General features: G+C 36.5%; 13 protein-coding genes. 9 read left to right on the top strand and 4 right to left on the bottom strand.

The window, feature by feature from the left end; genetic code table 11:
- Positions 1-50 precede the first annotated feature (50 nt).
- Positions 51-1,322, top strand: coding sequence for a hypothetical protein (locus BAQ44_RS18155; RefSeq protein ID WP_063262214.1), 1,272 nt, complete (start codon positions 51-53; stop codon positions 1,320-1,322).
- Here the strand turns inward: BAQ44_RS18155 and nhaC are convergent.
- Positions 1,311-2,732, bottom strand: coding sequence for a Na+/H+ antiporter NhaC (nhaC, locus tag BAQ44_RS18150; RefSeq protein ID WP_063262213.1), 1,422 nt, complete (start codon positions 2,730-2,732; stop codon positions 1,311-1,313). The two genes, BAQ44_RS18155 and nhaC, sit on opposite strands and share 12 nt — an antisense overlap.
- 276 nt (positions 2,733-3,008) lie before the next feature.
- On the opposite strand from nhaC, the gene BAQ44_RS18145 reads away from it, so the two are divergent.
- Both BAQ44_RS18145 and BAQ44_RS18140 read left to right on the top strand, forming a co-directional pair.
- Positions 3,009-4,124, top strand: coding sequence for a M20 peptidase aminoacylase family protein (locus BAQ44_RS18145; protein WP_061678069.1), 1,116 nt, complete (start codon positions 3,009-3,011; stop codon positions 4,122-4,124).
- A 216-nt stretch (positions 4,125-4,340) separates the two neighbouring features.
- Positions 4,341-4,949: an SAM-dependent methyltransferase gene (locus BAQ44_RS18140; RefSeq protein WP_071722764.1), complete on the top strand. Its 609-nt coding sequence runs from the start codon at positions 4,341-4,343 to the stop codon at positions 4,947-4,949.
- A 47-nt stretch (positions 4,950-4,996) separates the two neighbouring features.
- Here BAQ44_RS18140 and ahpF read toward each other — a convergent pair whose 3' ends face one another.
- Positions 4,997-6,523: an alkyl hydroperoxide reductase subunit F gene (ahpF, locus tag BAQ44_RS18135; protein ID WP_000599491.1), complete on the bottom strand. Its 1,527-nt coding sequence runs from the start codon at positions 6,521-6,523 to the stop codon at positions 4,997-4,999.
- A gap of 14 nt (positions 6,524-6,537) precedes the next feature.
- Positions 6,538-7,101, bottom strand: coding sequence for an alkyl hydroperoxide reductase subunit C (ahpC, locus tag BAQ44_RS18130; RefSeq protein ID WP_000924417.1), 564 nt, complete (start codon positions 7,099-7,101; stop codon positions 6,538-6,540).
- Between the two features lie 588 nt (positions 7,102-7,689).
- Between ahpC and mtnK the strand changes: the two genes are divergently transcribed.
- The 3 genes from mtnK to BAQ44_RS18115 are packed head-to-tail and all read left to right on the top strand — an operon-like array spanning position 7,690 to position 10,671.
- Positions 7,690-8,919: an S-methyl-5-thioribose kinase gene (gene mtnK / locus BAQ44_RS18125; RefSeq protein WP_071722762.1), complete on the top strand. Its 1,230-nt coding sequence runs from the start codon at positions 7,690-7,692 to the stop codon at positions 8,917-8,919.
- A 12-nt stretch (positions 8,920-8,931) separates the two neighbouring features.
- Positions 8,932-9,975 (top strand): S-methyl-5-thioribose-1-phosphate isomerase, encoded by a 1,044-nt coding sequence (gene mtnA, locus BAQ44_RS18120; RefSeq protein ID WP_071722760.1) that lies wholly within the window; start codon positions 8,932-8,934, stop codon positions 9,973-9,975.
- A gap of 54 nt (positions 9,976-10,029) precedes the next feature.
- Entirely contained in the window at positions 10,030-10,671 is a 642-nt protein-coding gene (locus tag BAQ44_RS18115; RefSeq protein WP_000926556.1) for an L-fuculose-phosphate aldolase, read from the top strand.
- A gap of 65 nt (positions 10,672-10,736) precedes the next feature.
- Here the strand turns inward: BAQ44_RS18115 and BAQ44_RS31135 are convergent, their stop codons facing one another.
- Positions 10,737-10,907 (bottom strand): hypothetical protein, encoded by a 171-nt coding sequence (locus tag BAQ44_RS31135; RefSeq protein WP_165761968.1) that lies wholly within the window; start codon positions 10,905-10,907, stop codon positions 10,737-10,739.
- 272 nt (positions 10,908-11,179) lie between these two features.
- On the opposite strand from BAQ44_RS31135, the gene BAQ44_RS31450 reads away from it, so the two are divergent.
- The 3 genes from BAQ44_RS31450 to BAQ44_RS18105 are packed head-to-tail and all read left to right on the top strand — an operon-like array spanning position 11,180 to position 14,006.
- Positions 11,180-11,356: a hypothetical protein gene (locus BAQ44_RS31450; protein WP_249024736.1), complete on the top strand. Its 177-nt coding sequence runs from the start codon at positions 11,180-11,182 to the stop codon at positions 11,354-11,356.
- Entirely contained in the window at positions 11,356-11,781 is a 426-nt protein-coding gene (locus tag BAQ44_RS18110; RefSeq protein ID WP_249024735.1) for a hypothetical protein, read from the top strand. The genes BAQ44_RS31450 and BAQ44_RS18110 overlap by 1 nt, the downstream gene beginning before the upstream one ends.
- Positions 11,778-14,006, top strand: a complete 2,229-nt coding sequence (locus BAQ44_RS18105) for an S-layer protein (RefSeq protein ID WP_071722758.1) — start codon at positions 11,778-11,780, stop codon at positions 14,004-14,006. The genes BAQ44_RS18110 and BAQ44_RS18105 overlap by 4 nt, the downstream gene beginning before the upstream one ends.
- The last annotated feature ends 48 nt before the right edge of the window (positions 14,007-14,054 follow it).

Below are 14,054 nucleotides of genomic sequence, written 5' to 3'. Positions count from 1 at the left end.
GATATAGTTGACGTTAAATAGTCGTTAATTAATGATAAGGAGTTAGAAAAATGATGATAAAAATTGCAGTCGTCGGTTCAAAAGAGTTTATGGAGACACTTTTACCTATTGCTCATAAACTAGAAGAAATAGAGATTGATCCATATATTTACCTTCATCCGGCAGAATCTTCTGAACTATTAACGCGTTTAAAGCCTTGTGACTTCATCTTTTTCTCAGGTGCTTTACCTTATTATATGGCAAAAGAAATAAGAGAACAATTACGAATTCCAAGTACGTATTTACAGCAAGACGAGACCACTGTCGTATCTTCCATTCTTTCTGTCATGTATCACCAAGGAATTCAACCACATAAAATTTCAATTGATTTAGTAGACAGCTCATTCATTACAAATGTGTTCCATGATATCGGTATAAAAGAAAGTCCACAAGTGTTTGATTATGAAAATATGCTGTGGAGTAAAGATGAAATAAATAGAGTTACGGATTTTCATATAGCTAAATATCAATCAGGAGAAGCTCATTTAGCTTTAACTAGTATCCACGCTGTCTATGATGAACTGCAAAAAATAGGTATTCCTTCAGAGCGTATGATAGATCCGAAGCAATCCATTATACATGGGTTAAAAGATGCAAAAATAAAAGCTGAGTTAGCAAAAAGCCATTCAGCTACTGTCGGTGCTTGTATGATTTCTTCTTTAGAATTACGAGAAGATTTGCTTGAGCAATTAGATGCCATTTCAAAAGCACTACATGGTTCATTTAAAAAAGTTGATGAAATGACGTTCATTTTGTATACGACTCGTGGTGATATTGAATCGATTATAAAAACAAATATGATAAATACTTTATTTGCGAGTATAGAAGGAACGATAGCTATTGGATTTGGTTACGGGAAAACTGTGAAAGAAGCGGAGCAAAATGCTAAAATCGCTCAAAGTTTCGCGAAGAATAATCCAATAGACCACTGCTTTTATATACTAACAAGTGATAAAGAACTATTTGGTCCGTTCCCGAAAGAACAGAGAGTACAAAGTTTGAAGAATGAAAATCCGGAACTCATGAAAATAGCGAAGGAAACGAAACTTAGTCCAGCAAACTTATCAAAAATTATTCAATTTAGTCAATCACATTCGTCATTGAAGTTTACAGCAGCAGATCTTTCTGAATACTTACAAGTGACTCGCCGATCAACAGAAAGGTTATTAAAGAAACTAGTTGATTATGGATATGCTCATATTTGCGGGGAGGAAATGCCCTATCAACAAGGGCGCCCTCGCGCAATATATGAACTGAATTTACCGTTATCTTTAAGCTTCTAATTGAGCTTGTTGTTTTTTTAGTAGTTCTGCTTTTTCAATGTCTGATAGTTTCGTAATTGTGAGACCAGTTATGCCGTAAAGGATTGAAATAATAGGTACGATGAAATTCAATATAGCATAAGGAGCATATTCGAATGCGCCAACTCCAAGTGTTGCGAGTATAAATACACCACATGTATTCCAAGGTACGAAGACAGAAGTTAATGTTCCGCCATCTTCTAATGCTCTGGATAAATTTTTAGAATGTAGTCCTTTTTCTGTGTATGCATTTGCGTACATTCTTGAAGGAACAACAATCGAAATATATTGTTCAGAGCAAGTAAGGTTAGTTGCAAAGCAAGATGCGATAGTAGAAGCGATAAGCCCTTTTGCTGATGTCGCTAATTTTAAAATTTGATTTACAATTGAGCGAAGAATGCCAGTATGTTCTAGTACCCCTCCGAAAGTCATAGCGACAATTGTCATAGAAACTGTATTCATCATTGAATCTAAGCCACCACGGTTAAAGAGTTCGTCTACTAGCTTGTTGCCAGTGTCTATGACAAATCCATTTTGGAGTGCACCGACAGATGCGGAGACAGAACCGCCTTGAATAAAGACTTGTGATAAAAATCCTAAAATAATACCTACCAGAATAGCTGGGATCGCAGGAACCTTTTTAGCGACCAATACCATAACGACTACAGGTATGATTAATAGGAAAGGTGAGATAACAAAGTTTTGTTGCAATACTTGTAACGTTTGATCGATACCTTTTGCATCAATATTGTTAGCGCCGAAGCTTCTTCCTAAGAACGCATAAACGATAAGAGTAATAAGTAAACCTGGAATTGTAGTAAATAACATATGACGAATATGTGTGAATAGATCTGTATTTGTTAATCCTGCAGCTAAGTTTGTTGTGTCTGAAAGCGGTGACATTTTATCGCCGAAATAAGAACCGGAAATGATAGCACCGGCAACCATTGGAGCTGGGATTCCCATACTTAGGCCAATTCCCATTCCTGCAACACCAATTGTTCCCATTGTAGACCAAGAGCTACCGATAGCTAATGCAACAATAGAACAAATAATTGTAATTGAAACTAAAAATAGCGATGGAGTTAAAAGATTTAAACCGTAATAAATCATTGTTGCGACGATTCCGCCGCCAATCCAAGCACCAATCGTTAAACCTACTAGAATAATGATAACGATAGCGGGTAATGCGAGGCGAATTCCTTTATACATTGCTTCTTCGATATCGTGCCATTTGTAACCGTAACGCCAAGCTACGATAGAAGCAACGGTAGTACCGATAATAAGTGGGACGTGAGGGCTTTGTTTTAATACAACAATTGTAACCATCATAACTGCAACTGTAACGATAACAGGGATCATTGCTACGCCAAAAGGTATTTCTTTTTTCATAAACTGCCTCCTCATTATGTATGTTTATATTTTTAGAATTGTCGCAAAATAGACGTTATTAAATTATAATAACTAAAAACTGATATGAGCGTCAATAAAAAACAGAAAATAAGGAATCTTCTATCGTTATAGAGTGAGTGGAAATAAGTTGTCGATCGTATTTAAAAATAAACAATTGACTTTTTTCTTAAAATTCAATATGTTCATAAAAACATCTGTTTTTCATAAGTATAATTAACCTGAATGGTTTTGGAATTTGGGAAGGAGAATGTAGCTTTGAAAACATTAGAACTACAAGAGCGTTTAACTGAAATTTTTCAGCATTTACATGAAAACCCTGAAGTGAGTTGGAAAGAGTATGAAACGACAGCGTATATTACTAACTTTTTAAAAGAAGAAGGAATTTCATATAAAATATTTGATGATTGCCCAGGCGTGATTGCTGAAATCGGAAGCGGGAATCCAGTTATTGCGATTCGTGCCGATATGGATGCACTTTGGCAAGAAGTGGACGGAGAATTTAAAGCGAATCATTCATGTGGTCACGATGCTCATATGACAATTGTGATGGGGCTTATTTTACAATTGAAAAATATGAGATGGAATAGTGGAACAGTTAGATTTATTTTTCAGCCGGCAGAGGAAAAAGGAAATGGTTCTTTAAAGATGGTAGAGAAGGGTGCTGTGGATGATGCGGATTTCCTATTCGGTGTTCATTTGCGACCGATTGAAGAACTGCCTTTGAAACAAGCTGCCCCATCTATTCGTCACGGAGCGGCAGGGTTTTTAGAAGGAACGATTCATGGAGATGATGCACACGGGGCACGTCCGCATCAAGGGATAAATGCAATTGATGTCATTTCTATGATTAATATCGGTTTAAAAAATATATGGCTACCACCGCAAAGTTCATATTCAGTGAAGATGACGAGGTGCCAAGCTGGTGGAGATAATTTAAATATTATTCCGGGGAACGGCCATTTTAGCTTAGATGTTCGAGCAGAAAATAACATATTACTAAATGAATTGAAGCAAAAAATAGAGCGAGTAATTCTGTCGGCGGAATCAATGGGATCTAAAGTATCGTATGAGTGGATCGATCTCGCACCAGGAGCTGAAGTGTCAGAAGAAGCTGAGCGCTTTATGCGAAAAGGAATTCTTGAAGTATACGGGGAAGAGGGATGCACTGGACCACTGTATACGACAGGGAGCGATGATTTCCATTACTACACAGTGAAGAGACCGCATTTAAAAGCTGTCATGCTTGGACTAGGGGCAAACCTACAACCTGGATTACACCATCCGTATATGAAGTTCGATCATAGTTGTATTATGGACGGAGTAGAAATATTGAAACAAACTGTATGGAAAGTATTAGAGGACAGGGGCTAGAGAGCTCCTGTTTTTTTTTGTAGGAATTTGTCGGTAAGTCGATATTCCTTGTCGAAACGTCGATATATTGAAAGAATCGTTGATATATTTGAAGTTATGATAGATATATTCAGAAAATCGTCGATATAATTTCACGTGCCAGTTAATCCAATGAAAAATGAGTCTCCAGTACATGGTGTATAATAATAAGTACCATTTCTTAATAGGAGAAAATCAATGAACGAACAATATTATGATGCAGTTTTAAATATAAAAACTGTCGGTGAGCAAAAGGGCTTTAACAAGTCTATGCACTATCATCGTTATGAACCAACGCCATATAGCGGATTAGATGAACTATTAAATCAATATGAAATAAGAAGTAGCGACCGAGTTGTAGACTTTGGATGCGGAAAAGGACGATTAAACTTTTACATGCACCATAAGTGTGGCGCTTCAGCGGTTGGAATTGAAATGAATGAAGAGTTTTATAAAGAAGCAATGGATAATCTAGAGCGCTATGCACGAAAGGTAAGAAACAGTAAGGATAAAATTGGGTTTGAATGTTTTTTAGCACAGGAATATGAGATTGATCCACGTGATAATCGGTTTTATTTCTTCAATCCATTTTCTGTACAAGTATTTATGAACGTAGTAAATAATATTTTACTTTCGGTAGAAGAGGCGGAGAGAGAAGTCGATATTATTTTATACTATCCTTCTGAAGATTATATTTTCTTCTTGGAGAATCAGACTGCGTTTGAGCTGAAGAGGGAAGTAAGGTTACCTGGGGCTTATGAGAAGAATGCGAATGAGAGGTTTTTAGTTTATACATTAAGATTATAAAAAAGCAGGTGCTTTGGCACCTGCTTTTTTTACTCACGTCTATATAATTAGTTACGGATTAAGTAATCAAATGCACCTAAAGCTGCGTTTGCACCTGAACCCATAGAGATGATGATTTGTTTGTACGGATTATTTGTACAGTCACCTGCAGCAAACACTCCTGGTACGTTTGTAGCGCCGTGCTTGTCTGTTACGATTTCACCGCGAGCGCGTTCAACTGTTTCGCCTAACCAGTCTGTGTTTGGCACAAGACCGATTTGTACGAATACACCTTGTAATTCAACGTGATGAACTTCTTCAGTTTCACGATCGATGTAAGAAATACCGTTTACTTTATCAGTACCAGTGATTTCTTTCGTTTGAACGTTTTTCAGAACAGTTACGTTTGGTAAGCTGTTAAGACGCTCTTGTAATACAGCATCAGCTTTTAATTCTGGCATGAATTCAAGAACAGTTACGTGCTTAACAATACCTGCTAAGTCGATAGCTGCTTCAATACCAGAGTTACCTCCGCCGATAACTGCTACGTCTTTTCCAATGAATAATGGACCGTCACAGTGTGGGCAGTATGCTACACCTTTATTTTTGAACTCAGCTTCACCTGGTACGCCAACGTTACGCCAGCGAGCACCTGTTGAAACGATTACGCTCTTACTTTTCAGAATAGCGCCGTTTTCAAGTTCCACTTCAATAAGTTCTTTTTTCTCTAAACGTTTTGCACGTTGTAGATTCATTACATCGATGTCGTATTCTTTTACGTGCTCTTCAAGGCTTGCTACTAGCTTAGGACCTTCAGTGCGTTTTACGCTGATGAAGTTCTCAATACCCATAGTATCCATTACTTGACCACCGAAGCGCTCAGCAACGATACCAGTACGGATGCCTTTACGTGCTGCATAAATTGCCGCACTTGCACCAGCAGGGCCGCCACCAACAACAAGAACATCGTATGGATCTTTATCAGAAAGCTCTGATGCATCTGGACCGTTACCCATTTTAGCTAAAATTTCTTCAAGTGTCATACGACCGCTTCCGAAAGATTCGCCGTTTAGGAAAACTGTTGGTACTGCCATGATGTCTTTGCTTTCTACTTCCTCTTTGAATGCAGCGCCATCAATCATAGTATGTGTAATACCAGAGTTTAGAACGCTCATTACGTTAAGAGCTTGTACAACATCAGGACAGTTATGACAACTTAGGCTGATATAAGATTCAAAATGATATTCGCCTTGAATGTTTTTAATTTGATCGATTAATTTTTGTTCAACTTTTGGAGCGCGTCCACTTACTTGTAGTAAAGCTAACACTAATGAAGTAAATTCGTGTCCTAATGGAATACCAGCGAATACGACACCAGTGTCTTCACCAGGGCGATTTACGCTAAAGCTTGGTGTTCGCTCTAATTCAACTTTTTCTACTGTAATCTTAGATGACATAGTAGCTAATTCGTCTACTAGAGCTAACATATCTTTAGATACGTCGTCGTCTCCAGCGCTTACTTTAAGTAAAATATCGTTCTCCATTAACTGAAGGTATTGGGATAGTTGTGTTTTTATATCTGCATCTAGTATCATTTTGATCGAACTCCTTAGATTTTGCCTACAAGGTCAAGGCTTGGTTTAAGTGTTGCAGAACCCTCTTGCCATTTAGCTGGGCAAACTTCACCTGGGTTGTTACGTACGTATTGAGCTGCTTTAATTTTGTTAACAAGAATGCTTGCGTCACGGCCGATACCGTCAGCATTGATTTCCATAGATTGGATAACGCCGTCTGGATCGATGATGAATGTACCACGAGCAGCAAGACCTTCTTCTTCCATTAAAACGTTGAAGTTTGTAGTGATTGTGCGAGTTGGGTCACCAATCATAATGTATTCGATTTTGCCGATAGTTTCTGAGCTATCATGCCATGCTTTGTGAGTGAAGTGAGTGTCTGTAGATACAGAGTATACTTCAACGCCTAAGTCTTTAAGAGCTGCGTATTGGTTTTGTAAGTCTTCAAGTTCAGTTGGGCAAACGAATGTGAAGTCAGCTGGGTAGAAACAAACTACACTCCATTTTCCTTTTAAACTTTCGTCAGTAACTTGGATAAATTCTCCATTATGGTAAGCATTAGCTTTAAACGGTTTTACTTCTGTGCCGATTAATAACATATTAAAATTCCTCCTAAATGTTGGTTTTGAGCATCAAAAAATAGTGTGCTCATAAAATATATTTTTTAATTAACTATAATAATTCTAATTCGATATTAATTATCATATAGAAGTGGTTATTTTGTCAAGAGAATAAACCAACTTTATATCAATTTAATTAATATTTATTCTCAATTAAGGTTGTTAGAGAATGAAAAGGTAGTTTTCATGTAATCGATTTTCAACGAGTATGTAAAAGAGTAGTGCGTATGTTAGAGACATGGTGTAAGTATAAATTGTTAGGAAGGGAATATTTCTTAGAAGTTGTGGATTTGAAAAGGGATTGCTTATTTCTATTTTACAAAGAATTGTGTGATAAATAAAATAAAATGAATTAGAATCTTTTTGAACAATTTATGTCATCTCAAACATATAATTAGGAAGCATATTGCAATGATATAGAAACATTGACTCAAAATGTTAACGAGATATAATAAAACCTAGATATACCTTTCAAAAAGAAGAAGATATAATATAGGATGAAAAAATTTCACCCTATTATTTTTATAGCTTTTAGAAAACGCTTACAATTAGTGTGGAGGGGAAACCATGTCTAAGTTCACGAAGTATTTTTTAATGGAAGCTAGCGATGTGATTGTGTATGTGAAAGAGAAATTATCTAGGTTTGAGGATGCAAAGGGGTTGCAGTGTAAAGAAATAGGCGATGGTAATTTAAATTATGTATTCCGCGTTTGGGATGAACAAAAGAATATTTCTGTCATTGTAAAGCAAGCTGGGCATACAGCACGCATTTCAGATGAGTTTAAGTTGTCGACGAATCGTATTCGTATAGAATCAGATGTTTTGCAGTTAGAGGAAGAGTTAGCACCTGGGCTTGTTCCAGAGGTGTATTTGTTTGATAGTGTGATGAATTGTTGCGTAATGGAAGATTTATCCGATCACACTATATTGCGTACAGCACTTATAAATCATCAAATGTTTCCAAATCTTGCGGATGATTTAACTACTTTTATGGTAAATACTCTTCTATTAACATCAGATGTTGTAATGAATCATAAAGAGAAGAAGGAACTTGTGAAAAATTATATAAATCCTGAGTTATGTGAAATTACAGAAGACCTCGTCTACGCTGAGCCATTTACAAATCATAATAAGCGTAATGAGTTATTTCCGTTAAATGAAGGATGGATTAGAGAGCATATTTATAGTGATAAAGAGCTTCGTATGGAAGTAGCAAAACTTAAGTTTTCTTTTATGACGAATGCACAGGCACTTATTCACGGTGATTTACATACTGGTTCTGTTTTTGTAAGAGATGATTCTACAAAGGTTATTGATCCTGAGTTTGCTTTTTATGGACCGATGGGATATGACGTTGGGAATGTAATGGCGAACTTAATGTTTGCTTGGGTAAATGCAGATGCGTCCATGCCGCCCGGGGCTGAGAAAGATACGTATATAGATTGGCTACAATCAACAATGGTAGAGGTAATTGATTTATTTAAGAAGAAGTTTTTAGACGCTTGGAATATGCATGTGACAGAGATTATGGCGAAGGAAGAAGGCTTTAACGAAGTATATTTACAATCTGTATTAGAGGATACGGCTGCAGTGACGGGCCTTGAGTTAATTCGTCGTATTGTTGGGCTAGCGAAAGTAAAGGATATTACTTGTATCGAGAACGAAGAAGCACGTGCTAGAGCAGAACGCATTTGTCTTCAAGTAGCGAAGAAGTTTATTTTACAGGCGAATCAATATAAAACAGGTACAAGCTTTGTAGAAACGTTAAAAGAACAGTCCATGCACTATGCGAAGTAAGGGGAGAAGATGATGGAAGAACAATTAATACCAATTCAGTGGAAAGATGATGCTTTAGTTTTATTGGATCAAACATTACTACCGAATGAGATTGTCTATGAATCTTTCAGGACAGCTGAAAGTGTGTGGGATGCCATTCAAGTAATGAAAGTAAGAGGAGCGCCAGCGATTGGTGTTTCAGCAGCTTATGGTGTGTATTTAGGAGCTAAGGAAGTTACTCAAAGTACGGTGGAAGAATTGATAGAGGAAGTAAAAAAGGTATGTGCATACTTAGCAACATCAAGACCGACAGCAGTAAATTTATTCTGGGCACTTGAAAGAATGGAGGCAGTCGCGACAGAGAACGCACACTTATCAATCGCCCAGTTGAAAGATAGATTACTAGAAGAGGCAAAAGAGATTCATAGAGAAGATGAAGAAATTAACCGTCAAATTGGAGAACATGCACTAACATTATTCCATGATGGAATGGGAGTATTAACACATTGTAATGCAGGTGCATTAGCGACGACTAAGTATGGTACTGCGACAGCTCCAATGTACTTAGCGAAAGAAAAAGGATGGGACTTAAAAATCTATTCAGATGAAACACGTCCTAGATTACAAGGTTCAACGTTAACAGCATTAGAACTACAGCGAGCGGGGATTGATGTTACTGTTATTACGGATAATATGGCAGCTATGGTCATGTCACAAGGAAAGATTGATGCGGTGATTGTTGGGTGCGACCGTGTGGCAGCTAATGGTGATGTAGCAAATAAAATTGGGACATTAGGCGTATCTATTTTAGCGAAATACTACAACATTCCGTTTTATGTAGCGGCACCAACACCGACAATCGACTTAAAAACACCGACAGGAAAAGAGATTCCGATCGAGGAAAGAGATGCTTCTGAAGTGATTAATCGCTTCGGACAATATTCTGCTCCGAAAGAAAGTAAAGTATATAATCCGGCATTTGATGTCACGCCACATGAAAATATAACAGCGATTATTACGGAAAAAGGGATTGTAAAAGCACCGTTTACGGAGAACTTAAAAAGTTTATTTCAATAAGTAGCTAGAGTTAAAAAGGCAGTCATCATAAGCTTCATACTTAGGGGGATGTATATGTTATTACAAAAAGAAAGAGAAGAAATTGTAGCGTATGGAAAGAAAATGATTTCTAGCGGTTTAACAAAGGGGACAGGCGGCAATATTAGTATTTTCAATCGCGAGCAAGGTCTTGTTGCCATTAGCCCAAGTGGCTTAGAGTACTATGAAACAAAACCTGAGGATGTAGTTATATTAAACTTAGATGGTGAAGTGGTAGAGGGAGAGAGAAAACCATCAAGTGAGCTCGATATGCACCTTATTTATTATAGAAAGCGTGAAGATATAAATGCGCTTGTGCATACACATTCTCCTTACGCAAAGACGATTGCATCATTAGGATGGGAACTTCCTGCAGTATCGTATTTAATTGCTTTCGCAGGCCCGAATGTACGCTGTGCACCGTATGAAACATTTGGTACGAAGCAATTAGCAGATGCTGCTTTTGAGGGCATGATTGATCGTCGTGCCGTTTTACTTGAGAACCACGGTTTAATTGCAGGTGCAAATAACATAAAAATGGCGTTTACTGTTGCAGAAGAAATTGAGTTTTGTGCGCAAATTTATTATCAAACGAAAAGCGTCGGAGAGCCGAAGCTATTGCCAGAAGATGAGATGGCGAATTTGGCGAAGAAGTTTGAAGGATATGGGCAGCAGTAAAGTTAATTATTGATTAAAAAATAGCCGTGAAAGAAAGTATATTCACGGCTATTTTAGATTTTCAATCACTTAGATATGTTTTTTAGCTGAGCATCCAATTTCCAGAAACCAATTCCAGAGAATAAGGCTGCTAATGAACCAATAATTGCAGCAATACCAATATCTCCGAACATCATGCCGCCCATTAATATACCGAAAATGCCAATTAAGATAAGAATAATAGCGATAGCTTTCATGTAGTATTAACCCTTTCGAATGTAAATTTAATACATAAGAATATAACATTATTCCAATGTTAAATCAAAGTCCTATCGTTATCTAGTACCTTAAGAAGGCTAAAAGGACTAAGACTAGTTAGACAATAAAACTGTAAAATATTGGTTATTTACAGAGGAGACTTTTGGTAGAAAGCGTAGCTGTATCTATGTTTCTAATGGATATTTATTCCTGTTTTTCGTATAATTAAATCAACGAAATCCTATTATTAAGATGAAAGGATGGGGAGGATTTGGGGAATAGTGAAATGTTAATGAATCAATTATTTCAAGGAATACAGTCTACTAATGATAGTTTGGAAGAAAAAATTATTTTACCTAATTTGACTGGCGGGTATGATTTAAGAGATAGAATCGGTGAAGTAATTGCGGCGTATCAACCCTCTCCAGTTGGAGAGGGGGCATCATAATGAATGGGCATGGAGAAACAATTGCTCGCGTTCAAGAGAATGTATATGATGGTACGACCTTTGATTTTGGAGATGGACATACGGTTACTTCTACCCAAAATATTTATGGTGGAGAAAATTTTCATGATAATTTTGAAGGAGTAATAGGGTATACCCAGCCTAATAGTTCGGGTGGATTAACAATGAATACAGCTACGGGAGAAAAGTTATATGATGTGAACTCGAATCCGTTGGGAGAAGGAATGAAGATTGATACAAGTCCAGAATTTACATCACCGAATATAGATATAGGTGCGATTGATACTATTCATTTGGATGCTTTAGATGTAGTGAATCATGCTGTGGATATAACGGATGTGAGTTCTATTTTATCGGCATCTGCAGATGGAATAGATGCGTTGGATTTGTTTGGTAATCTGTTTTGAGTTATATAAAAGAAAAAGAGCAAGCTGATGATCCAGCAGAGCTGTATTTAGAAACCAAAAAGCAATTATATGAACAACTTACTTACGATGTTGCAGAAGAAATTGAATCTTTTGTAGAGAGGATAGGGGAGGCTTTTTTCCAAAAAATTTATGATCGTATTGAGAAACGGAATGAAATGTTAGAAGAAGAAGTCTCAAAGCCCTTGCGGAATCCGGATAATAAAGAAGTGTATTCACAGTGTATTACCCGTTTTTTTCAACTAACTCATGTAGGGGAAATCAGAGATGAGTTAAAGGGAATGTTGGGTTTTCCACATTTAGGTAAGGGTTATTATGATTTTATTGAAGAGATATCAAAAAATCAGCATGGACATTTATTTAAGAAATTATATTTTACGGGTAATGTTTTTGAAGATTTAAAGAAAAAAATGAACCTTTCAATGGATACCACGATTAAAAATTTTCAAAATTACTATGAGGCATATACGCAATATACAGAATTAGTAAGTGATATACAAAGTAGGCTTCCAGGGAAAAAATTTGTACAGCTTGTATCACAAATAATGGCATCGTTAGTTATGGGGTTTGGAGGCTCCCTCTTGGTTAAAGGTCTTGCAAAACTATTAGACCCAGATGCTTTAAAAATAGTAAACGCGCAAGAGAATGTACGACAAATGTGGGAGAAATACAATGGACAATTGAAGGTGGATCTGGAACAATTAAAAACCCATTATAAGTACGTCCAATTGAGTTTATATGGTGGTGCATTTGTAACTGTTAATAAACAGCTAAAAAAGAGTGGCATAGAATTTCAAAAGTTATATTTGCAAGATAATGTTTATAAATTGCAATTAATTAAAGAAGAACAAGGACAGGTAATAACATGGGCTACAGAAACGATTTCTCATATACAGTTGTTATTAAAGCAACGAAAAATCAATCAAGCAATTAAAGTATCTAATCAGTTTTATCAACATGTGAGCGAGTATCCAGTTATGGAACGAACGATTATCAAGAATGGGAAAAGTATTAAATATTATGCGAACTTATTAAAATTTGCAGCGCTTATGTGTAAATCGTTAGAGCTATACGAAAAAGAAAAGGATACTTTTATCACCTTTACGGCAGAGTTGTTTAAACAATTACCGATGGTAGTTCATGACCATGATCTTAGGAATTTAGGGTTGACGACAAAGACTGAGTTTATAATGAAATTTTTGCATCATGGTTTGAAAGAGAATCAAAAATTAAATCTGATTTTGGACTATGAAATGAATATGGTTAAACGAAAAGATAAGCATGATTTATATCCTGGTGAAGAATTAAAAGAGTTTAGCTCTTCTCAATACCTTGCTATTTTACTTGCTCGATTTATGAAATCGAAGCGTCAGAAAATAAATTCTTTTTACCGGATATCACAAAATGAAGAGGTACCATTCGCTGTTATGATTAGTTTGAAAAGATTGTATAAAAAGACACAGGGATGGGACTCTTTCTATAAATATTTACTCGCTTGTACAACTAACGAAAGACTTTCAAATGCCTTTGATAAGATGAAAGATTTGATAAAGGTTATAACACAAGATAAAAGAATGTATATTCCACTTGGTATGGTTACATTGATGCTGTTTGGTATAAGTGGAATGTACTTGATGAAAGAGGATAACAATAGTGCCTGGCATGGAGATAAAATAGTATGGCGTAGTAATGGAGAGCAGAGTTCTCCTCAAGAGAATACTACTCTTGCGAAGGAACCAGAAGTAGATGCCTCAATTCCATCAATCTCGGTAAATGATAGCGCTGGTTCTTCTTATAATTTCAAAGTTAAAACAAAGCAAGAACTAAAACAGATTCTAGAAATAGCTTTAATGGATGGAAAATTAGGGCCATTTGGATTGAATGTAATTGGAAAAGAGCAATCTGCAGTGAAACAAGAATTTGGTACACCTGATGCTTTACAGGGAGCGGAGTGTACAGCTTGTGATGCACCTACTACTGTTACTTATGGTGATTACAATCTCGATATGTTTCCTTCAAAAGTTAAAAGAATTTGGTTGTATATGAATATCCCTGTAAATGAGTTAAAGAGTTGGTTAGGTGAACCATATGGAATAGAAGAAGGGATAGATAGTGATGCCCTTGTATATCGCAAGGAGGGTTACGCTATCTATTTCAGTGTCGCTGATGGTTTTGTAAAACGTGTTGATATGTATAAAAGTGAATAAAATACTGGAGATAAAAAACACCCTCAAGAAAAAATCTTGAGGGTGTTT

Source organism: Bacillus mobilis, assembly GCF_001884045.1.
Lineage (GTDB): Bacteria > Bacillota > Bacilli > Bacillales > Bacillaceae_G > Bacillus_A > Bacillus_A mobilis.
The sequence above is the reverse complement of the archived record's forward strand: the minus strand, read 5'-3'. Positions and strand labels throughout refer to the sequence as shown.

Bases quoted from the DNA above. Each gene is read 5' to 3' on its own strand.
- BAQ44_RS18155 (WP_063262214.1), top strand. From the start codon at position 51: ATGATGATAAAAATTGCAGTCGTCGGTTCAAAAGAGTTTATGGAGACA.
- nhaC (WP_063262213.1), bottom strand. From the start codon at position 2,732: ATGAAAAAAGAAATACCTTTTGGCGTAGCAATGATCCCTGTTATCGTT.
- BAQ44_RS18140 (WP_071722764.1), top strand. From the start codon at position 4,341: ATGAACGAACAATATTATGATGCAGTTTTAAATATAAAAACTGTCGGT.
- ahpF (WP_000599491.1), bottom strand. From the start codon at position 6,523: ATGATACTAGATGCAGATATAAAAACACAACTATCCCAATACCTTCAG.
- ahpC (WP_000924417.1), bottom strand. From the start codon at position 7,101: ATGTTATTAATCGGCACAGAAGTAAAACCGTTTAAAGCTAATGCTTAC.
- mtnK (WP_071722762.1), top strand. From the start codon at position 7,690: ATGTCTAAGTTCACGAAGTATTTTTTAATGGAAGCTAGCGATGTGATT.
- mtnA (WP_071722760.1), top strand. From the start codon at position 8,932: ATGGAAGAACAATTAATACCAATTCAGTGGAAAGATGATGCTTTAGTT.
- BAQ44_RS18115 (WP_000926556.1), top strand. From the start codon at position 10,030: ATGTTATTACAAAAAGAAAGAGAAGAAATTGTAGCGTATGGAAAGAAA.
- BAQ44_RS31135 (WP_165761968.1), bottom strand. From the start codon at position 10,907: ATGAAAGCTATCGCTATTATTCTTATCTTAATTGGCATTTTCGGTATA.
- BAQ44_RS18110 (WP_249024735.1), top strand. From the start codon at position 11,356: ATGAATGGGCATGGAGAAACAATTGCTCGCGTTCAAGAGAATGTATAT.